General features: G+C 71.8%; 23 protein-coding genes and 1 pseudogene. 16 read left to right on the forward strand and 8 right to left on the reverse strand.

Annotated elements, in window-relative coordinates:
* Window positions 1-1,080: an SDR family oxidoreductase gene (locus tag ASC56_RS25055; RefSeq protein WP_055493783.1), complete on the forward strand. Its 1,080-nt coding sequence runs from the start codon at window positions 1-3 to the stop codon at window positions 1,078-1,080.
* 71 nt (window positions 1,081-1,151) lie between these two features.
* On the opposite strand, the gene ASC56_RS25060 is transcribed toward ASC56_RS25055, so the two are convergent.
* Window positions 1,152-2,108: an LLM class F420-dependent oxidoreductase gene (locus ASC56_RS25060; RefSeq protein ID WP_055493784.1), complete on the reverse strand. Its 957-nt coding sequence runs from the start codon at window positions 2,106-2,108 to the stop codon at window positions 1,152-1,154.
* Window positions 2,109-2,296: 188 nt separating this feature from the next.
* On the opposite strand from ASC56_RS25060, the gene ASC56_RS25065 reads away from it, so the two are divergent.
* The 13 genes from ASC56_RS25065 to ASC56_RS25125 all read left to right on the forward strand — a co-directional run bounded on the left by ASC56_RS25065 (window position 2,297) and on the right by ASC56_RS25125 (window position 11,798).
* Window positions 2,297-3,634, forward strand: coding sequence for an NAD(P)/FAD-dependent oxidoreductase (locus ASC56_RS25065; RefSeq protein WP_055493785.1), 1,338 nt, complete (start codon window positions 2,297-2,299; stop codon window positions 3,632-3,634).
* A complete protein-coding gene (locus tag ASC56_RS25070) occupies window positions 3,631-5,478 on the forward strand; it encodes a transketolase (protein WP_055493786.1) in 1,848 nt (615 codons plus the stop codon). Before ASC56_RS25065 ends, ASC56_RS25070 begins: the two co-directional genes overlap by 4 nt.
* Window positions 5,479-5,492: 14 nt before the next feature.
* Window positions 5,493-6,404 carry a non-homologous end-joining DNA ligase gene (ligD, locus tag ASC56_RS25075; RefSeq protein ID WP_055493787.1) on the forward strand — a complete coding sequence of 304 codons (912 nt, stop codon included), beginning with the start codon at window positions 5,493-5,495 and terminating at the stop codon, window positions 6,402-6,404.
* Between the two features lie 159 nt (window positions 6,405-6,563).
* The gene (locus ASC56_RS25080; RefSeq protein ID WP_079102689.1) at window positions 6,564-6,908 is read left to right on the forward strand and encodes a gas vesicle protein; all 345 of its coding nucleotides are present in this window, start codon (window positions 6,564-6,566) and stop codon (window positions 6,906-6,908) included.
* Between the two features lie 70 nt (window positions 6,909-6,978).
* Entirely contained in the window at window positions 6,979-7,407 is a 429-nt protein-coding gene (locus tag ASC56_RS25085; protein WP_055493789.1) for a gas vesicle structural protein GvpA, read from the forward strand.
* Complete coding sequence (locus ASC56_RS25090; protein WP_055493790.1) at window positions 7,404-8,174, forward strand: GvpL/GvpF family gas vesicle protein; 771 nt, start codon at window positions 7,404-7,406, stop codon at window positions 8,172-8,174. Before ASC56_RS25085 ends, ASC56_RS25090 begins: the two co-directional genes overlap by 4 nt.
* A 3-nt stretch (window positions 8,175-8,177) precedes the next feature.
* Window positions 8,178-8,447 (forward strand): gas vesicle protein GvpG, encoded by a 270-nt coding sequence (locus ASC56_RS25095; protein WP_055493791.1) that lies wholly within the window; start codon window positions 8,178-8,180, stop codon window positions 8,445-8,447.
* Window positions 8,444-9,067 (forward strand): hypothetical protein, encoded by a 624-nt coding sequence (locus tag ASC56_RS25100; protein ID WP_055493792.1) that lies wholly within the window; start codon window positions 8,444-8,446, stop codon window positions 9,065-9,067. The genes ASC56_RS25095 and ASC56_RS25100 overlap by 4 nt, the downstream gene beginning before the upstream one ends.
* Before the next feature lie 2 nt (window positions 9,068-9,069).
* Entirely contained in the window at window positions 9,070-10,185 is a 1,116-nt protein-coding gene (locus ASC56_RS25105; protein ID WP_055493793.1) for an SRPBCC family protein, read from the forward strand.
* Window positions 10,182-10,541, forward strand: a complete 360-nt coding sequence (locus ASC56_RS25110; protein WP_055493794.1) for a gas vesicle protein — start codon at window positions 10,182-10,184, stop codon at window positions 10,539-10,541. The genes ASC56_RS25105 and ASC56_RS25110 overlap by 4 nt, the downstream gene beginning before the upstream one ends.
* Window positions 10,538-11,311 carry a GvpL/GvpF family gas vesicle protein gene (locus ASC56_RS25115; RefSeq protein ID WP_055493795.1) on the forward strand — a complete coding sequence of 258 codons (774 nt, stop codon included), beginning with the start codon at window positions 10,538-10,540 and terminating at the stop codon, window positions 11,309-11,311. The genes ASC56_RS25110 and ASC56_RS25115 overlap by 4 nt, the downstream gene beginning before the upstream one ends.
* Window positions 11,308-11,502, forward strand: a complete 195-nt coding sequence (locus tag ASC56_RS25120; RefSeq protein WP_055493796.1) for a gas vesicle protein — start codon at window positions 11,308-11,310, stop codon at window positions 11,500-11,502. The genes ASC56_RS25115 and ASC56_RS25120 overlap by 4 nt, the downstream gene beginning before the upstream one ends.
* Complete coding sequence (locus ASC56_RS25125) at window positions 11,499-11,798, forward strand: gas vesicle protein K (protein ID WP_055493797.1); 300 nt, start codon at window positions 11,499-11,501, stop codon at window positions 11,796-11,798. The genes ASC56_RS25120 and ASC56_RS25125 overlap by 4 nt, the downstream gene beginning before the upstream one ends.
* A gap of 93 nt (window positions 11,799-11,891) precedes the next feature.
* Here ASC56_RS25125 and ASC56_RS25130 read toward each other — a convergent pair whose 3' ends face one another.
* The 3 genes from ASC56_RS25130 to ASC56_RS25140 all read right to left on the reverse strand — a co-directional run bounded on the left by ASC56_RS25130 (window position 11,892) and on the right by ASC56_RS25140 (window position 14,619).
* Window positions 11,892-12,062 carry a hypothetical protein gene (locus ASC56_RS25130; RefSeq protein WP_055493798.1) on the reverse strand — a complete coding sequence of 57 codons (171 nt, stop codon included), beginning with the start codon at window positions 12,060-12,062 and terminating at the stop codon, window positions 11,892-11,894.
* 41 nt (window positions 12,063-12,103) lie between these two features.
* Window positions 12,104-12,919, reverse strand: a complete 816-nt coding sequence (locus tag ASC56_RS25135) for a class I SAM-dependent methyltransferase (protein ID WP_055493876.1) — start codon at window positions 12,917-12,919, stop codon at window positions 12,104-12,106.
* Between the two features lie 206 nt (window positions 12,920-13,125).
* On the reverse strand, window positions 13,126-14,619 hold the full coding sequence (locus ASC56_RS25140) for a bifunctional phosphatase PAP2/diacylglycerol kinase family protein (RefSeq protein ID WP_055493799.1): 1,494 nt from the start codon (window positions 14,617-14,619) through the stop codon (window positions 13,126-13,128).
* A 199-nt stretch (window positions 14,620-14,818) separates the two neighbouring features.
* On the opposite strand from ASC56_RS25140, the gene ASC56_RS25145 reads away from it, so the two are divergent.
* Window positions 14,819-16,438, forward strand: a complete 1,620-nt coding sequence (locus ASC56_RS25145; RefSeq protein WP_055493877.1) for an ABC-F family ATP-binding cassette domain-containing protein — start codon at window positions 14,819-14,821, stop codon at window positions 16,436-16,438.
* Between the two features lie 118 nt (window positions 16,439-16,556).
* Here the strand turns inward: ASC56_RS25145 and ASC56_RS25150 are convergent, their stop codons facing one another.
* A complete protein-coding gene (locus ASC56_RS25150; protein WP_055493800.1) occupies window positions 16,557-17,663 on the reverse strand; it encodes a Vms1/Ankzf1 family peptidyl-tRNA hydrolase in 1,107 nt (368 codons plus the stop codon).
* Between the two features lie 62 nt (window positions 17,664-17,725).
* Between ASC56_RS25150 and ASC56_RS25155 the strand changes: the two are divergent.
* Window positions 17,726-18,021, forward strand: a pseudogene (locus tag ASC56_RS25155) (DUF6158 family protein); the annotation flags it as partial.
* 292 nt (window positions 18,022-18,313) lie between these two features.
* On the opposite strand, the gene ASC56_RS25160 reads toward ASC56_RS25155, so the two are convergent.
* From ASC56_RS25160 to ASC56_RS25170, 3 genes are read right to left on the reverse strand one after another with little or no spacing between them, the layout of a single operon-like run.
* On the reverse strand, window positions 18,314-18,847 hold the full coding sequence (locus ASC56_RS25160) for a type 1 glutamine amidotransferase domain-containing protein (protein WP_055493878.1): 534 nt from the start codon (window positions 18,845-18,847) through the stop codon (window positions 18,314-18,316).
* A 5-nt stretch (window positions 18,848-18,852) separates the two neighbouring features.
* Entirely contained in the window at window positions 18,853-19,545 is a 693-nt protein-coding gene (locus ASC56_RS25165) for a diguanylate cyclase (protein WP_371330275.1), read from the reverse strand.
* Complete coding sequence (locus tag ASC56_RS25170) at window positions 19,542-19,982, reverse strand: CBS domain-containing protein (protein ID WP_055493802.1); 441 nt, start codon at window positions 19,980-19,982, stop codon at window positions 19,542-19,544. Before ASC56_RS25170 ends, ASC56_RS25165 begins: the two co-directional genes overlap by 4 nt.
* Window positions 19,983-20,059 lie beyond the last annotated feature (77 nt).

The following is a 20,059-nucleotide window of genomic DNA, read 5'->3' on the forward strand; positions in this document are numbered from 1 at the left end:
ATGGCCAGGGCCTTGTCGGGAGCCCTGCCGAGGCGCCGCAGGGCGGTCGTGGTGACGGGGGCGAGCGCAGGCGTGGGCCGGGCCACGGCCCTCGCCTTCGCCGCCCGTGGCGACCGGGTGGCCCTGCTGGCCCGGGGCCGGGAGGGCCTCGCCGCCGCCGCGGACGAGGTGCGGCGCGCCGGCGGTGAGGCGCTGGTCGTCCCCGTGGACGTCGCGGACGCCAGGGCGGTCGAGGACGCGGCGCAGCAGGTCGTCGACGCGTTCGGACGGATCGACGTCTGGGTCAACAACGCGTTCGCCGGGGTCTTCGCGCCGTTCATGAAGATCGAGCCGGACGAGTTCCGCCGGGTCACCGAAGTCACGTATCTCGGCTATGTGTTCGGCACGCGGGCCGCCCTGCGGCACATGCTGCCCGCCGACCACGGAACCATCGTCCAGGTCGGCTCCGCGCTCGCCTACCGGGGAATCCCCCTGCAGACTGCGTACTGCGGGGCCAAGCACGCCGTCCAGGGCTTCAACGAGTCGTTGCGGTGCGAGCTGCTGCACGACGGGTCGCGGGTGCGGACCACGATGGTGCAGCTCCCGGCCCTCAACACCCCGCAGTTCGACTGGGTGCTGAGCCGGATGCCGGGGCGGGCGCGACCGGTGGCACCGGTCTACCAGCCGGAGGTCGCCGCCCGCGCGATCGTGCACGCGGCCGGGCACGGACGGCGGCGGGAGTACTGGGTGGGCGGCTCGACGGCGGCCACGCTGATCGCCAACGCCATGGCCCCGGGGCTGCTCGACCGCTACCTCGCCCGCACCGGGTACGACGCGCAGCGGGACCAGCAGCGGGACCAGCAGCGGGACCAGCAGCGGGACCAGGGGGAGCACGGCGAGGCGGGGAACCTGTGGTCGCCCGCGGACGGCCCGCACGGTCACGACCACGGGGCGCACGGCCGCTTCGACGGGGAGTCCCTGCCGGGGAGCGCCGAGGACTGGCTCTCCCGCAACCGGTCCAGGCTGGGCGCGGGCCTTCTGCTGGGCGGCCTGGGCGCCGCGATGACCGCGGGTCTGCGCCGCCGCGGCCGAGCGCGCTGAGCGCGGTCGCGGCGGGAGGCAGGAGCCGCGGGTGGCCAGCGTGTTGTGGAGCTCTGGTGGCTCGCGGAGCTCTAGTGGCGGAGTTGCGGCAGCACCTTCGTGCGGTAGAAGTCGAAGAAGCCGCGCTGGTCCGGGCCGATCTGGTTGACGTAGACATGGTCGAAGCCCGCGTCCACGAACGCGGTGAGCGCGGCCACGTGCTCGTCCACGTCGTCCCCGCACACCCTGTTCTCGCGCACCATCTCCTCCGTGATCAGCGGCTTGAGCTGCTCGAAGTGCTTCGGCGTGGGCAGGATCTGCCCCATCTCGCCGGGCAGCAACTCGTTGAACCACAGCCGGTGCACCGTACGGACGGCCTCGTCCCGGTCGGTGCCGTAGCAGACCTTCGTGCCGCCGCTGACCGGCTTGGCGCCGCCCCCGCCCTTGCGGAACTGCGACACCAGCGACTCGTTCGGCATCATCGTGATGTAGCCATCGCCCACCCGCGCCGCCAACGACGTCGCCGCGGGACCGAAGCCGGAGACGTCGATCGGCACCGGCTCGTCGGGAACCGTGTAGAGGCGGGCCTTCTCCACCGTGTAGTGGGTGCCGTAGTGGCTCACCTCCTCACCGGTGAACAGCCGCCGCATGACCTGGATCGCCTCCTCCAGCATCTCCAGACGCACATGCGCGGGCGGCCAGGGGCCACCGAGGATGTGCTCGTTCAGGGCCTCGCCGCTGCCCACGCCCAGCCGGAACCGGCCCCCGGTCATCACCGCACTGGTCGCGGCGGCCTGCGCCACCACCGCCGGATGGATCCGCACCGTCGGACAGGTGACCGCGGTCTCGATCGGCAGCGACACCGCCTCCGAGATCGCGCCGATCACCGACCACACGAACGGGCTCTGGCCCTGCTCGTCGTGCCACGGGTGGTAGTGGTCCGAGATCCACAGTCGCTGGAATCCGGCCTGCTCGGCCATCCTGGCCTGCTCGATCAGATCCGCGGGACCGAACTCCTCGCACGAGAGGAAGTAGCCGTACTCGGTCATGGGGTGAACCTCCGGGGCAGGGCCTACCGCGTCGCTTTCCGGCCGGGTAACCGCCGGGACAGGGGCGAAACGCCCCCCGCGGTGGCGTTTGGGCGCCCTGACCAGGGGGACGCGGAAGGTCCAACGGGTGGGCATCCGTGTGCCCGCCCAGGCAGACCACGTACGCGCGACCACGCCGGAGGCGAACAGTGAGTCGACCCCGCATCCTGATCGTCGGTGCCGGATTCGCCGGGTACCAGACGGCCCGCACCCTCTCGCGCCTGACCCGGCACCGGGCCGACATCACTCTGCTGAACCCGACCGACTACTTCCTGTATCTGCCCCTGCTCCCGCAGGTCGCCACGGGCATCCTGGAGCCGCGCCGCGTGGCCGTCTCGCTCCCCGGCACCCTGCGCCATGTGCGCCTGGTGCTCGGCGAGGCCGACAGCGTCGACCTCGACGCGCGCACCGTGCACTACACCGACCCCGAGGGCCACGTCGGCACACTGTCCTACGACCGGCTCGTGCTCGCCGTCGGCAGCGTCAACAAGCTGCTGCCGATCCCCGGCGTCTCCGAGCACGCGCACGGCTTCCGGGGACTGCCCGAGGCGCTGTACCTGCGCGACCATGTGACCCGCCAGATCGAACTGGCCGCCGCGGCCGAGGATCCCAAGAGCCGCGCCGCCCGCTGCACCTTCGTGGTGGTCGGCGCCGGCTACACCGGGACCGAAGTGGCCGCGCAGGGCCAGCTGTTCACCGATGAGCTGGTGCGCCAACAGCCGTTGTGGGAGGGCATCCGGCCGCGCTGGCTGCTGCTGGACATCGCGCCGCGCGTGATGCCGGAGATGGACGAGCGGCTCTCCCGCACCGCCGACCGCGTGCTGCGACGGCGCGGCGTCGACGTGCGGATGGGGACATCCGTGAAGGAGGCCACACACGACGGAGTCCTGCTGACCGACGGCGAGTTCATCGACACCCGCACCCTCGTGTGGTGCGTCGGTGTACGGCCCGATCCGCTGGTCGAGCACCTCGACCGCCCCCTGGAGCGCGGCCGACTGCTCGTCGACCCCTATCTCCAGGTGCCGGGCCACTCGGAGGTGTTCGCGTGCGGCGACGCGGCGGCCGTACCCGACCTCGACAAGCCGGGCCAGTACACGCCGATGACCGCACAGCACGCCTGGCGGCACGGCAAGGTCTGCGCCCGCAATGTCGCCGCCTCTCTCGGCATCGGCTCCCGGCGCGCCTACCGCCACCACGACCTCGGGTTCGTGGTGGACCTGGGCGGCACGCGGGCCGCCGCCAACCCGCTCGGCATCCCGCTGTCCGGGCCGCTCGCCGGAGCCGTCGCCCGCGGGTACCACCTCGCCGCGATGCCCGGCAACCGCATCCGGGTCGCCGCCGACTGGCTCCTGGACGCCGTACTGCCGCGCCAGGCCGTCCAGTTGGGGCTGGTCCGCTCCTGGTCCGTGCCGCTGGACACGGCCTCGCCCGAACTGGCCCGCGTACCGGGACGCCCCACCAAGTCCGGTACGGAGGAGAACACATGAACAGCCGTCAACTCCATGAACTCGCCCAACAGCTGCGCGTCGACAGTGTCCGCGCCGCCGCCGCGGCCGGGTCCGGTCACCCCACGTCCTCGATGTCGGCCGCGGACCTGATGGCGGTCCTGCTGGCCCACCACTTCCGCTACGACTTCGAACGCCCCTCCCATCCCGCCAACGACCGGTTCGTCCTCTCCAAGGGACACGCCTCACCCCTGCTCTACGCCGCCTACAAGGCCGCCGGCGCGATCAACGACACCGAGCTGCTCACCTTCCGCAAACTGGGCAGCCGTCTCGAAGGCCACCCCACGCCCCGCCGGCTGCCCTGGGTCGAGACGGCCACCGGCTCGCTCGGCCAGGGGCTGCCCATCGGCGTCGGCATCGCCCTGGCCGGGCAGCGGCTCGACCGCACCGGCTACCGCGTCTGGGTGCTGTGCGGCGACAGCGAACTGGCCGAGGGCTCCGTCTGGGAGGCCGCCGAGCACGCCGGGACCGAACACCTCGACAACCTGATCGCGATCGTCGACGTCAACCGGCTCGGCCAGCGCGGGCCCACCCGCCACGGCCACGACCTCGACGCGTACGCACGTCGCTTCAAGGCCTTCGACTGGCACACCATCGAGATCGACGGACACGACGTGGAGGCCATCGACCGCGCCTGCAGCGAGGCCGAGTCCACCACCGGACAGCCCACCGTGATCCTGGCCCGCACCCTCAAGGGCAAGGGCGTCACCGGCGTCGAGGACCGCGAGGGCCTGCACGGGAAGCCCCTGAAGGACGCGGAGGAGGCGATCGCGGAACTCGGCGGCGTACGGGACCTGCGGGTCGAGGTCCAGCCGCCGCCCCCGGCCCGTACCCTGCACGCCGTGCAGGGCGGCCACCTGGAGCTGCCGCGCTACGACGTCGGTGACGAGGTCGCCACCCGTGACGCCTTCGGCCACGCGCTGGCCGCGCTCGGCAACGCCCGCGGGGACGTCGTCGCGATCGACGGCGAGGTCGGCGACTCCACGCGCGCCGAGTACTTCGCCAAGGAACACCCCGAGCGCTACTTCGAGTGCTACATCGCCGAACAGCTGATGGTCGCCACCGCCGTCGGCATGTCGATACGCGGCTGGGTGCCGTACGCGGCGACGTTCGCCGCGTTCCTCACCCGCGCCCACGACTTCATCCGCATGGCCTCGATCAGCGGCGCCGACATCAACCTCGTCGGCTCCCACGCGGGCTGCGCCATCGGCGAGGACGGGCCCTCGCAGATGGGCCTGGAGGATCTCGCGATGTTCCGCGCGGTGTACGACTCGACGGTCCTGTACCCGTGCGACGCGAACCAGACCGCCAAACTCGTGGCCGCGATGGCCGGCCTCGAGGGCATCCGCTATCTGCGCACCTCGCGCGGGGAGACGCCGGTCGTCTACGGGCCGACCGAGGAGTTCCCGGTCGGCGGCAGCAAGGTGCTGCGCGCCTCCTCCGAGGACCGGCTCACCCTGGTCGCCGCCGGGGTCACCGTCCATGAGGCGCTGAAGGCCGCCGACGCCCTCGCCGAGCAGGGCATACGGGTCCGGGTCATCGATCTGTACTCGGTCAAGCCCGTCGACCGGGAAACCCTGCGCGAGGCCGCCGAGCGCACCGGCTGCCTCCTGACGGTCGAGGACCACCGCGCGGAGGGCGGACTCGGCGACGCCGTGCTGGACGCCTTCCTCGACGGCCGTCCGGTACCCCGCCTGGTGCGCCTGGCCGTCCGTACGATGCCGGGCTCGGCGACGCCCGCCGAGCAGCTGCACGCCGCGGGCATCGACGCCGAGTCGATCGCAGCCGCGGCCCGGCTGCTGGTGGAACACGCCGTCGTGCCGTGACCGGAGGGAGCGACATGAGCAGCACGCGGACGGTACGCGTGGGCCGCCGCACGGTGGAGATCCACCGGCCGGACAAGGTGCTGTTCCCCGGCGACGGGGACGGCAAGGAGTACACGAAGGCCGACCTCGTCGCGTACTACCGGTCCGTCGCGCCCTACATGCTGCCCCATCTGCGCGGCCGCCCCCTGATGCTGGAGCGGCACCCGGACGGCATCGAGGGGCCCCGGTTCATGCAGAAGAACACCCCGGACCACTACCCGGACTGGATCCACCGCGTCGAGGTGCCCAAGGAGGGTGGCACCGTCTGCCACACCGTCTGTGACGACACGGCCACCCTTCTCTACCTCGCCGACCAGGCCTGCATCACCCTGCACCGCTGGCTCTCCCGCGTAGGCCGGCTCGATCGGCCCGACCGGATCGTCTTCGACCTCGACCCGGCGGGCGACGACTTCGGCGAAGTTCGGGAAGCCGCCCCGCTGTTGCGCGAGCTCCTCGGTGAACTGAGGCTGCCGTCCGCTCTGATGACCACCGGTTCGCGAGGGCTGCACGTGGTCGTGCCGATCAGCGGACACCACGACTTCGACACGGTGCGGGAGTTCGCCAGGGACGTCGCCGACACCCTCGCCGAAGCCCACCCCGACCGGTTCACCACGGCCGCGCGCAAGAAGGACCGCGGCGAGCGGCTCTACCTCGACGTGCAGCGCAACGCGTACGCGCAGACCGCGGTGGCCCCCTTCACCGTCCGGGCCCTGCCCGGCGCCCCGGTCGCCACACCCCTGTCCTGGGAGCAACTCGACGAGCCGGACGTGGATGCCCGCCGCTGGACCATCGCCGACGCGGTGGACCAGGCCCGCACCCGACCCTGGGCCGGAGTGCGGGCCCGGGCGCTCCGCCCCGCGCGCAGACGTCTCGACGCGCTGCGCTGACTACCCAATGAAGTCAATTCGTTGCTCCGGGTGAGCCTGGGGGAACCGTCGCGGGGCGAGGGTGAGGCGGATCAAGCCCTGTGCGGCATCCTCCTGTCCCAAAACGGGGCTCGCAGGTTTGCGCGGAGGACGTTGGGCACTCGACTTACGAGGTCACCAATGGCAAACACACCGCGTGATTCGAATGAACAGGATTCGCCCAGGAAGTCGGAGGACGGTGCGGCGAAGAGGCAGCCGAGCCTAATGGAAGTGGTGCGCCAGGCGCGCGCCCAGTTCGCGGAGCTGACCGGACTGACCCCGGAGTCCGTCTCGTCTTTCGAACGGACCGAGGACGGCTGGGAGCTGGAGATCGAGGTCCTGGAGCTCGCGCGGGTTCCCGACACGATGAGCCTGCTCGCGAGCTACGAGGTGCAGCTGACCCCCGAGGGCGAGCTCGCCGGCTACCGGCGCGTTCGCCGCTACGAACGCGGGAGGGCTGACGCACATCGGCCGGGCGGTCGGTAGGAGACGGCAGCTCCGGACCCGTCCCCATGGGCGAGACACACGACAAGACAGACAAGGAGGAGCGGTCGGCATGACCGTTGTCCCGGCACAGCAGACCGGAGGGGGAGGCGGCTCCAGCGGCCTCTACGACGTACTGGAGCTCGTCCTCGACCGAGGGCTCGTCATCGACGCGTTCGTCCGTGTCTCCCTCGTCGGCATCGAGATACTGAAGATCGACGTACGAGTGGTGGTCGCGAGCGTCGACACCTATCTGCGTTTCGCCGAGGCGTGCAACCGGCTCGACCTGGAGTCCGGACCGCACAAGAGCCCCGGACTGCCCGAGCTGGTCGGCGAGGTCACCGAGTCCGGCGCGCGGGGCAAGTCGAAGGGCGCCCTGTCGGGTGCCGCGGAGACGATCTCGGATGCCTTCAAGCAGGCCCGTGAAGAGGGCCAGAGCGAGGGAAGGCCGCGGGCGCGCAAGACGACGTCCGCCAGGAAAAAGGAGGAGGAGCAGGAGTGAGCACGTACGTCTATGGCATCGCCCCGAGCTCGCACCCCTCGCTCCCCAAGGACATGGGCGGAGTCGGTGATCCGCCGTGCCCGGTGAGGATCCTCGAGGAGGGTGAGCTCGTCGCGATCGTGAGCGACGCCCCCGAGGGGCTGCGGCCCAAGCGCAGGGATCTGCTTGCCCATCAGAACGTGCTCAGTGAGGCGGGCGCGGGCGGGGCTGTACTGCCCATGCGGTTCGGCAGTGTGGCCGCGGACGACGCCGCCGTCACCCAGGTGCTCGCCGAGCGTACGGGCCACTACCGGGAGCGGCTGACGGCCCTGGACGGCAGGGTCGAGTACAACATCAAGGCCAGCCATGACCAGGAGGCGATCCTGCACCTGGTGATGGCGGAGAGCACGGAGATGCGCGCCCTGGCCGAGGATAACCGGCAGGCCGGCGGGGGCAGCTACGAAGACCGGCTGCGCTTGGGCGAGATGGTCGCCGCCGCGGTGCAGAGCCGCGAGGCGATGGACGCGGAGGAACTGCGGCGCCTTCTGGAACCTGCCGCCGAGGCAGTCAGCTCCGGCCCTGAGTCCTCCGGCTGGCTGGCCAATCTCTCCTTCCTGGTGCCCCGAGACTCCGCGGGGGAGTTCCTGGAGGCCGTGGAGGAGGCCCGCAAGGGCAACCCGCACCTCGAACTGCGGGTCAACGGGCCGTTGCCGCCGTACAGCTTCGTCGAGCCCGGCCCTGCCGAGCCCGCGGGAAGCACGACCGGGACGGCCATGGGCGAGGAGTGACCCATGGGACTGCTCACGGAGGCCCTGCTGCTGCCGTTCGCACCGGCGCGCGGCAGCCTCTGGGTGATCAGACAGGTGATCGCCGAGGCCGAGCGACAGTACTACGACCCGGCGACCGTCCGGGCCGAACTCGCCCTTCTCGAGTGCCGGCTCGAGGAAGGCGAGATCACTGAGGAGGAGTTCGACCGCGAGGAGGACGCACTCCTCGACCGACTGGAGATCGGCCTGTGCCATGCAACGGGATCGGGAACCGGCGAGGGGACGACAACATGAATCGAGCGGCACTGGGCCTGGCGGTAGGGGCCGGGTATGTCCTCGGACGGACCAAGAAGATGAAGCTCGCCTTCGCCCTGGGCACGCTGGCCGCGGGAAAGCGGATGCAGCTCAGCCCGCGGGCGCTCGCCGACCTGGTCAACCAACAACTGCGGGACAACCCCCAGTTCAAGGAGATCGGCGACCAGTTGCGCCACGATCTGCGCGGTGCGGGCAAGGCCGCCTCCGGTGCGCTGCTCGAGCGCCAGATCGAGGGCATCGCCGGCCGGTTGCACAGCCGCACCGAGCAGGTGCGCGGGCAGCTCTCCGGCGCGGCATCCCAGGTCTCGGACCTGACCGGCCCCGGAGAGGAGTCGGAAGAGGGCCGGGCCGAAGGGGAGGCCGCCGACTCCGAGGAGGCGGCGGCGCCCGAGGAAGAGGAATCGCCGCCGCCCAAGAAGGCGGCCAGGAAGGCCCCGCCCAGCAAACGCCCCGCGAAGAAGGCGCCCGCCAAGCAGGCGGGCCCGAAGGCCGCCAATAAGGCGGCCGCGAAGAAGGCTCCTGCCAAGAAGGCCCCCGCGAAGAAGACCGCCGGAGCGCAGGATGGCGGACGCGGGTCGAGCGGTGAAGGGAGGCGGTGACGATGGCCGACACCGTCGGTTCCGCGACCGACACGGCGAAGGGCGGGTTCTCCCAAGTCGCCCAGAGCGAGGCGGTCGACCACCTCAAGAAGGAACTGCAGGGATACCTCACCGCCCAGGCCGAGAAACTGCTCGTCGGGGTGGGACGCAAGCTCGGCGAGACCACCCTCAAGCTCAACGACATCGCCGAGGGCAACAGCCCAGGCTTCGCTCAACTCGCCCTGGAGGGCGGGCGCAAGCTCGCCGAGGGCAAGGGCCCGCTGCGCGCCGTCCTGGAGACGGGCGCGAGCCAGGCCAAGGAGAAGGTCGGTGAGGCGGTCAAGGGCCTCTTCGGCGGCAAGAGCAAGCGCAAGGGCAAGGGCGGCAACAAGCCCACGGTCATCATCGAGTCCATCGACGTCGGTGTGCCGGTGCGGACCGCCTACGACCAGTGGACCCAGTACCAGGACTTCACCACCTTCGCCAAGGGCGTGAAGAGCGCGAGCCGCATCGACGACACGACCTCCGACTGGACGGGCAAGATCTGGTGGTCCACCCGTAGCTGGAAGGGCCTCACGGTCGAGCAGATCCCCGACTACAAGATCCAGTGGTCGTCGGAGGCCGCCAAGGGCACCCACAAGGGCGTCGTCACCTTCCACAGGCTCGACGACAACCTCACCCGCATCCTGCTGGTGATGGAGTACTACCCCAGCGGCTTCTTCGAGAAGACCGCCAACATCTGGCGGGCCCAGGGCCGCCGGGTACGCCTCGACTTCAAGAACTTCGACCGCTACATCACCCTCAAGGGCGAGGCGGAGGACGGCTGGCGCGGCGAGATCCGCGACGGCGAGGTCGTCCGCACCCACGAGGAGGCGATCGAGGAGGAGGAGAGCGAGCAGGAAGTGGGCCCCGAGGGTGCCGAGGGGGAGGAAGAGGAACCCGAGGGCGAGTACGAGGAAGAGGAAGAGCCCGAGGAGGAGCCGGAGGGCGAGTACGAGGAAGAGGAAGAGCCGGAGGAGGAGTACGAAGGCGAGGACGAGGGCGAGGGCGAGTACGCCGAGGAGGAAGACGAAGGGGAGTACGAGCAAGAGGGCGACGAGCGTGAGGACGAGCGGGCGGGCGCCGGGAGCCGGCGATGACGACGCCCCGCAGGCTTCCGGACCCCTACGGCGGACCCAGCAGCGGTGCCAGCCTCGCCGACATCCTTGAACGGGTGCTCGACAAGGGTGTGGTGATCGCCGGCGACATCCGGATCAATCTGCTGGACATCGAACTCCTCACCATCAAGCTGCGGCTGATCGTCGCCTCGGTCGACAAGGCCAAGGAGATGGGCATCGACTGGTGGGAGGACGACCCGGCGCTGTCCTCCCGCGCCCGGCGCCAGGAACTGACCCGGGAGAACGCCGAGTTGCGCGCCCGTCTCGAGCGCCTGGAAGCTGGCCTTGCCGAGGAACAGTTGGAAGAGGCGCACGGCAGGAAGGAGTCGTCACGGTGACCGCGCTGCGGTACGTCTACGCGGTCTGCCGCCCCCTCGACGCGCCTCTCCAGGCCCAGTTGACGGGGGTGGCGGGTGCTCCCCCGCGGCAGTTGGAGCACCACGGCCTCATCGCCGTGCTCAGCCAGGTCCCGGAGGAGGACTTCGCCGAGGGGCCGCTCAAGGCGCATCTGGAGGACCTGGAGTGGCTCACCGCCACGGCCCGCGCCCACCAGAACGTGATCGACGCGCTCACCGGCGTCACCACCCCGCTGCCGCTGCGGCTGGGCACCGTGTTCCGGGACGACAGCGGCGTCCGCGTGATGATGGAGGAACGCGAGGAGGACTTCCGCCGCGCCCTGGACCGGCTGGAGGGACGCGTCGAATGGGGCGTCAAGGTCTACGTCGGCGACAGCACGACGGAGACGGCGGCGAGCGGCAGCCCCGCCGCGAAGCCCGCCTCCGGACGCGATTACCTCCGGCAACGGCGCACGCGCACCCTGGCGCAGGACGAATTGTGGCAGAAGGCCGAGGAATACGCGCGCCGACTGCATCGAACGCTCGCGGAACAGGCCGAGGACTGCCGGCTGCACGCCCCGCAGAACGCCGCTCTTTCCGGCGCCTCGGGCCGCAACGTGCTCAATGCTTCCTATCTGGTGCCACGGGAGCGTTCCGAGGAATTCGTCGAATTGGTGGACCGCTACGAGGACGACACTCCTGGAATCCGGGTCGAGCTCACCGGTCCCTGGGCGGCCTACTCCTTCACCGGACTGACGGAAGGAGCCGAGTGATCGCCGTCGAACACCGGGAGATCGCCCTCGTCGACCTGCTCGACCGGCTGCTCGCGGGTGGGGTCGTCATCACCGGCGACATCACGCTGCGCATCGCGGACGTCGACCTCGTCCGCATCGATCTGAACGCCCTGATCAGCTCGGTCAACGCCCAAGTACCCTCGCCCTGGCCGGAGGCCACAGGACCATGACAGACAGCACGTCCGACAGGCCGCGCCACCGGCTGGACCTGGAGCCCGACACCGTCGAACGCGACCTCGTCAAGCTGGTGCTGACCGTCGTCGAACTGCTCCGCCAGCTGATGGAGCGGCAGGCGGTGCGCCGCTTCGACACGGGGGAGCTGACCGAGGAGCAGGAGGAGCGGATCGGGCTGACGCTGATGCTCCTGGAGGACCGTATGGGTGAACTGCGTGAGCGCTACGGACTGCGGCCCGAGGACCTGAATCTGGACCTCGGGCCGCTTGGACCGTTGCTTCCGCGTGACTGATCGCCGATGGATCCCGAACGCCCGGTGGACCGGGTCGTCCGACCAAGGTCCACCGGGCGATCGGCATCCGGTGCCGGACGGATCACCGACCGGTCACCATCGATACCATCGGCCTCGCCCTCCGGCCGCGGTCGTGCCGCGCACCAGGAATCCCAGCAGCCAGAGCACGAGCACCGCCAAAGCGATCCACCACAGCAGTTTCACCGCGAATCCGGCGCCGAAGAGAATCAGGACCAGCAGAAGAACCAGCAGGATAGGAACCATTGTGTGACCTCCTGCCTGCCGAGTTTCCCGAAAGTCGAGAATTAGACGTCCTTTCGGCAAAGAATCTCTCCGTGCAGTACGGAGAACCAGGCGTCGTCCTGCTTCCCCCATTCCCGCCAGGCCGCCGAGACCGCCCGCAACCGCTCGGGGGTCGCATGGCCCCCCTCGACCGCGTGGTCCGCGTATGCGGAGGCGAGCGTGCGGTCGGCCCACAGCTCACTCCACCAGGCCCGCTCCTCGGCGGTGGCATAGGTCCAGGTGCCGGACGTGGCGGTGATGTCGCTGAGGCCCGCCCGCATCGCCCATGACTTCAGCCGCCGGCCCGCGTCCGGTTCGCCGCCGTTGGCGCGGGCCACCCGCCGGTACAGATCCAGCCAGTCGTCGAGTCCCTCGGACGGCGGATACCAGCTCATCGCCGCGTAGTCCGCGTCGCGGACCGCGATGAACCCGCCCGGCCTGGTGACCCGGCGCATCTCCCGCAGCGCCCGTACGGGGTCGCCCACGTGCTGGAGCACCTGGTGGGCGTGGACCACGCAGAACGTGTCGTCCGGGTACTCCAGCGCGTGCACGTCCGCGACCGCGAAGTCCACGTTGGTCAGGCCACGGACGGCGGCCGTGGCCCGGGCCTGCTCCAGGACGCCCGGCGCCCGGTCGACGCCGGTGACATGGCCCTGGGGCACCAGCGCCGCCAGGTCCGCGGTGATGGTGCCCGGCCCGCAGCCGATGTCCAGGATCCGCATGTGCGGCTTGAGCGAGTCGAGGAGGTACGCCGCGGAGTTGGCGGCGGTCCGCCAGGTGTGCGAGCGCAGCACGGACTCATGGTGGCCGTGCGTGTAGACGGCCGTCTCCTTCGACATGACCTGCCTCTTCCCGTCGGTGTTCCCGTCGTACGGACCCCGACGGCGTCGCCGCGGGGCGGTACGCATCACCGTAGGCCTTCATGTCGAATGATGAGACCCACGTCTTGCTATATGGACAATAGGTGTGGGCTGACGAAGCCCGACGACTGATCGGTCACTGCCCGCTCATCGCCGGTGCCCCATCGCCGGTGCCCCATCGGTGGTCACCTGAAGGGCAGCGGGCGATAGACCGTCAGCGCCTCCGGCAGCTTCTCGAGCGTCACCTCGCCCTCCACCTCCGTCACTTCCCCGTCGTACGCGAGGGGTGTGCCCGGGGCCACGCCGGTCAGGCGCAGGCGTCGCACCCGTTCCGCCGCGTGGACCGGAGACCGGGACAGCGGGCCCGCGAGGGCGGCGGACAGCAGCCGGGTGGCGGGACGGCGACCGCCGTGCACGACCCGTACGTCCAGCTTTCCGTCGGCCAGGTCGTAGCGGCGGGCGGGGGCGAGGCCCATGCGGTGGTACGTGCCGTTGCCGGCGAAGAGCAGCCACAGCGGGCGGGTCGTGCCGCCCAGGTCGACGTGCAGGGGGTGGCGGTCGGCGCGCAGGACGCGCAGCGCGGCCAGGACGCCGGCCGGCCAGCCGCCGATCCGGTGGGACCAGCGCTCCCGTTCGCGCACCAGTTCGGGGTACACGCCCAGGCTGCAGGTGTTGATGAAGCAGCCCTGGGTCGAGCCCGAAGAGAAGCGGCCCACGTCCACGCGGACGGCGTCACCCTGCTGGAGGGCGCGGACCAGATCGCGGGCGTCCTCGATGCCGAGGTCGAGCGCGAAGTGGTTCAGGGTGCCGCCCGGGAGGACGGCGAGCGGAAGGCCGTGGCGCAGGGCCACCTCGGCGGCGGTGTTCACCGTGCCGTCACCGCCGCACACGCCGAGGACGCGGGCCCGGGCGGCCGCCTTCTCCAACTCGGCGCGCACCTCGGACGGCTCGCACTCCACGGTCTCCGCGCCGGGAAGGGCGTCCCGCAGGGCGTTGATCCGGTCCGCGGTCCCCGAGCCCTTGTTCGCCACCATCACGAGCCCCGCACCGTCGGGCAGCGCGGGCGCGTCCGCGCGCGGGCGGCCGGGTGGCGGCATCAGATCGCGAGTGGGCACCAGTCCGCGCACGGCGTAGGCGGCGCCCACGCCCAGGGCCGCCCCCGCCAGGACGTCGCTCGGGAAGTGGACGCCGGTGTAGACGCGGGAGACGGCGACGGCCGCGGCGAGCGGCGCGACGGCCGCGCCCCAGCCGCGCGACTCCAGGGCGACGCCCGCGGCGAAGGCGGCGGCCGAGGCGGAGTGACCTGAGGGGAACGAGGTGGTGATCGGCTGGCGCTTGAGCCGGCGGACGGCAGGCACCGGGTCGAGCACCGGGCGGGTGCGGCGGACCGTTCGCTTGCCGATGGTGTTGATGGTGGCCGAGGCGAGCGCGAGGGAGGCGACTCCACGGGCGGCGGCCCGTCGGGCGCGGGGGGTGCGCGCGGCGGTGATGGCCGCGGCCGTGGCGAACCACAGGACACCGTGGTTGGCGGCGCGGCTGAGTCGGGGCAGGACAGGGTCCGCGGCGGGCCAGTGGCGGGCGGCGACGGCCTCGAACAGACGGCAGTCCAAGGCGAGGAGCCGGTCGCGGAGCGGATGCGGGCCGGGCAGGCGGCGGGTGAGATCGACGTCTGGGGTCATGGGAGCCGGATACCCCGGGACGGACGAACCGTGCGGGCGCCCTCCGGTGCGGCCGAACTGCTGCCCTCCTCCCTCGCGACAAGCCGCCAAGTGGCGGACGGGTCCCGCGTTCGAGCGGCTTCGGGCCGATACCGGCAGTGGCGGCGGCGACGCGATAACCGTTTGCCCGGCCTCCGCGCGCCCGCCCACAATGCGCCGCATGGGACATCTGGAAGCCGCGCACCTCGAGTACCACCTCCCGGACGGAAGGCCGTTGCTCGGCGATGTGTCCTTCCGGGTCGGCGAGGGCGCGGTCGTCGCGCTCGTCGGGCCCAACGGGGCGGGAAAGACGACCCTGTTGCGACTGATCTCCGGTGAGCTCGAACCGCACGGCGGGACGGTCACCACCAGCGGGGGACTCGGTGTCATGCGGCAGTTCGTGGGGTCCGTGCGGGACGAGACGACCGTACGGGACCTGCTGGTGTCGGTCGCCTCGCCCCGTGTCCGCGACGCCGCCCGCGCCGTCGACGCCGCCGAGCACGCCGTCATGACCGTCGACGACGAGGCCGCCCAGCTCCGCTACGCACAGGCCCTCGCCGACTGGGCCGAGGCCCGCGGCTACGAGGCCGAGACCCTGTGGGACATCTGCACCACGGCCGCCCTCGGCGTCCCGTACGAGAAGGCGCAGTGGCGCCTGGTCCGCACCCTCTCCGGCGGCGAGCAGAAGCGGCTCGTCCTCGAAGCGCTGTTGCGCGGCACCGACGAGGTGCTGCTCCTCGACGAGCCCGACAACTACCTGGACGTGCCCGGGAAACGATGGCTTGAGGAGCGGCTCGCCCAGACCCGCAAGACCGTGCTCTTCGTCTCCCACGACCGGGAACTGCTCGCCCGGGCCGCCGAGAAGGTCGTCAGCGTCGAGCCGGGGCCCGCGGGCGCCGACGCCTGGGTGCACGGCGGGAGCTTCGCGACGTACCACGAGGCCCGCCGCGAGCGGTTCGCCCGGTTCGAGGAGCTGCGCCGCCGCTGGGACGAGAAGCACGCCCAGTTGAAGAAGCTCGTGCTGACGCTCCGTCAAGCCGCCGAGGTCAGTGCCGACATGGCCTCGCGCTATCGGGCCGCCCAGACCCGGCTGCGGAAGTACGAGGAGGCCGGGCCGCCTCCCGAGCCGCCGCGCGATCAGGACATCACCATGCGGCTGAAGGGCGGCCGTACCGGAGTCCGGGCCATCACCTGCGAGGGACTGGAACTCACCGGACTGATGAAACCCTTCGACCTCGAGGTGTTCTACGGCGAACGCGTCGCCGTCCTCGGCTCCAACGGCTCCGGCAAGTCGCACTTCCTGCGCCTCCTCGCCAGCGACGACGTCGACCACACCGGAGTGTGGCGGCTCGGCGCCCGCGTGGTACCGGGCCACTTCGCCCAGACCCACGCCCACCCGGAACTGGAGGGCCGCAGCCTCCTCGACATCCTCTGGAAGGACCACTCCCAGGACCGCGGGGCCGCCATGTCCCGGCTGCGGCGCTACGAGCTGACCGGCCAGGGCGAACAGTCCTTCGACCGGCTCTCCGGGGGCCAGCAGGCCCGGTTCCAGATCCTGCTCCTCGAACTGCGCGGAGCGACCGCCCTGCTGCTCGACGAGCCCACCGACAACCTCGACCTGGAGTCCGCCGAGGCGCTCCAGGAGGGGTTGGAGGCCTTCGAGGGCACGGTCCTGGCCGTCACCCACGACCGCTGGTTCGCCCGCTCCTTCGATCACTACCTCGTCTTCGGCGCCGACGGCCGGGTGCGGGAGACGACGGAGCCGGTGTGGGACGAGCGGCGGGTGGCACGGGCACGCTGACACACCGCCGGGGACGTCCGGGCGGACCGCGGACACCCGTGGGTGGGTCGCCTCGCCCACCCGCGCACGAGCGCGATCCGCCGCCCGGGGGCCGTCGCGAGCGTCCTACGGTCCCCGGCTACTCCCAGCGCAGCAGCGCGCCCACCCCGCCCGTCGGCACCTCGTCCGCCGTCGCGACCGTCACCGAGACGGCCACCGCCCCCGTCTCCGCCGCGGCACGCAGCAGCGCGTCGTCGGCGCGGGCCGGCCGGGCGTGCCGTTCGCCCAGCGCCTCCAGGTCCCTGCGGCGGATCGCGACCCGGTCCGGGGCCTCCCCGATCCACACCTCGCGGCGGGCGTCCGGAGCGTCCGGACAGATCAGGAGTTCGTCGATACGGTGTTCCCGCACCGCCTGGATGACCGCCGGCACGCCCTCGACCGCGCCCGTCCGCCCCTCCTCGTCGGGCGCCCGGGCGGCCAGGAAGCGCTCCAGCTCCTCGGCCGCGCGCTGGTGCACATGCTCGGCACGGATCCGCTCCACGTCACGGTCCAGCAGTCGGCCGCCCAAGCCGTGCGGCGCCTCGGCCACCCGGCCCCGGAGCCGGTGCGGCAGCCGCTCGCGCACGGCGCGCCGCTCGCGCTCCTCGCCGACCAGGACCACCAGGTCGGCGCCGGTCTCCTCCTGGCAGACGGCGAGCGCGTCGGCGATCTCCGCCGCGTTGTGGTCCCAGGTGTTCTCCACCCGCAGCTGGAAGTGGCGTACCGACCAGTCGGCGCTGGTCGTACGGTGCAGGGGCCACTGCGTCCCGGTCACCGCGTCGGCGTCCCGGCTGCCCAGCGCCCCGCGCAGCTCGAACTCGGCGCCCCTGCGGTCGATGTACGCCACCACGCACACCGGGTCCTCGTCGGCCAGGTCCAGCAGCGGAGCCGTGTGCGGCAGCGGCGCCCAGTGGGCCGAGGAGCCGGGCGGGGCGGCGGCCAGGGGCGGATCGAGGACCACCTCGCCCGCACGGGCGAACAGAGCCCTGCCGTACGGCTCGGGGGTGTGGGCCAGCTCCGCGACCGCGGTCCGCACGGCCCGGCACGTCGGCTCGTCCGCGCCCTGCCCGGCCAGGTCGCGGGCGAGGGCCCGGGCGGTGAGGGCGCGCTCGTGGGGCGTGGACTCGGCGGGCCGGGAGGTGTCGACGTATACGGAGGCCCAGGGGCCAGGATGTTCGTACAGTGGATGGAGAAAGGCGAGATCCATGGCTCCCTCCCGGATGCCGCTCGGGGTACTGCTATCCGGGCGGGTACCCGGACCACACCGGGGAACACGACGAGCGGGGTACACCATGACCGGAGTCGAGCCGGGTCGGCTGACCGACCAGCAGCTCATGAAGGAGCTGGAGACGATCCACCGCACGCGCCACGACACGCTGCTGTACGGCTCGAACGACGCGCTGCGCGCCCACAACGACCGTATGGCGCAGCTGGAGGGCGAATACCTGCGCCGCCATCCGCGCCGCCTGATCGCGGCGAGCCGCACCCGCGACGGAGCCCGGGTGCGGGAACTGGCCTTCCGGGAACTCGGGAGCGCGCAGCGGGGCGCCGAACCCGCTCGGTGACCGCGCCCGCGCCGGTCCCGCCCCACCGGGTGGCGCACCGGGGTCGATGACCGGCCCGGATCGCCACCCACGTCCGCCCGCGCGGCCCGGCGACGAGCCGCCCGATCGGCGATGGGACCCCGATCCGGCCGCGCGGAGCCTCGGCCCTGCCTGCCCCGCGCTCGCCGGCCCGACGCTCCGGCCCTCGATCACCCATGATCGGCCCCATGAGCCGCGCGCACGGCGCGGCGACCGGTAGCCCTACGGTGAGCCGGGCACCGGTCGCCGCTCCGTGCGTCCTGTCGGCTTCGACCTACTGTTCGGTGAACTCCGTCAGGATCGCCTCGTTGAACGCCTTGAGATCGTCCGGCTTACGGCTGGTGATCAGCTTGTTGGGCCCCTGGTCGATCCGTACCTGCTCGTCGACCCATGTGCCGCCCGCGTTGCGGATGTCCGTGCGCAGGCTCGGCCACGAGGTCAGGGTCCGGCCCCGTACGACGTCGGCCTCGACCAGCGTCCACGGCGCGTGGCAGATCGCGGCGACCGGACGGCCCTGCGTGAAGAAGGAACGGACGAACTCCACCGCCCGCTGGTCCAGTCGCAGGAAGTCCGGGTTGGCCACGCCGCCCGGCAGCACCAGCCCGCCGAAGGACTCGGCCTGCACCTGGCCGACGACCGCGTCCACCGGGAACGTGTCCGCCTTGTCCAGGTGGTGGAAGGCCTGGATGTGCCCCGGCTTCGTCGACACCAGGACCGGCTCGTGTCCGGCGTCGACCACCGCCTGCCAGGGATCGGTCAGTTCCACCTGCTCGACGCCCTCCGGCGCGGTCAGGAACGCGATACGCATCTTGCTCACAGTCCTCTCTCTGCCTGTGTGTGCCATTCGGCCTCGTCGCCCCCCGCCTCCTTCTCGCCCTCCCGGCGGCGCGCGCCGCGGACGCAGCGCAGCAACTCCTCGCCGTACGGCAGGAGTACACAAGTGCCGATCGCGGCCGCGATGCCCGCGAGATAGCCCCGCGACAGCGGACGCCGACGCCGTACCAGCCGCCAGGCGCGGGGATCGCCCCGCCCGCCGCGCAGCAGCGACCGCACCTGGTCGGCGTGCAGGCATCCCAGCGCCGCGAGCGCGCCGAACGGCAGTGACTCCAGGAAGCTGTGGATGTGCTGCTCCAGCGGGGTGACCTCGCGGTCGCTGTGCACGGCGGTGCGCACGTCCCACAGCGCGGTCGCCTCGTGCACCGCGGCCCCGGCCAACTGCACGGAGAGCAGCAGGGGGTTGACCTCGTAGCGCAGGGTCAGCGCGATGGGCACGCCCACCTCGGTCATCATCAGTGCGTGGATCAGGGACTCCTTCGTACCGGCCGTGTCCTCGATCCGGCTGCGCCGGTGCATCACCCAGTCGGCGAGGCCGGGCAGGAACCAGGAGGGCAGCAGCCCGTACAGGAGGTAGCGGCTGGTCGCGTCGCCGACATCCACGGTGGCGCCGTACGAGCCGGCCCGGGCGGCCGGGCCGCGGCGGCTTCTCACCCGTCCGGCCGCGCTCACGCCTCTGTACCGTTCGGGCCGCCTCCCGGCTCGGCCCGGCTGATGTCCGCCAGGGCCGACGTGGGGTCCTGGGCGACCGCGAGGTCCCCCAGGCTCACCATGCCCACCGGCAGCCCGTCCTCCACGACCGGCAGTCGGCGCACGGCGTGGCCGCGCATCAGCTCGATCGCCGTCGTGACCCGGTCGTCCGGGGCGACCACCACGGGATCGAGAGTGCACACAGCCTGGGCGCTCACGGTCAGCGGGTCGGCGCCGTCCGCGACCGCCCGCAGCGTGATGTCACGGTCCGTGAGCACGCCGACGACCCCTGTGGCACCCGCCACCAGCACGTCTCCGATGTCCTGCGCGCGCATCAGCTGCGCCGCCTCGACGAGGGAGGCGTCCGGGCGGACCGCCACGACGCCGGGCGTCATGACCTGCCTGACGAACTCAGCCATACCCTGTTGGTCCTTTCTGCGTTTCCCCGTTTGTGGGGGCGGGACGTCAGTGGGACGACGCCCGCAGTACCCCCCAG

This window comes from Streptomyces sp. TP-A0356, assembly GCF_001417775.1.
Classification (GTDB): domain Bacteria; phylum Actinomycetota; class Actinomycetes; order Streptomycetales; family Streptomycetaceae; genus Streptomyces.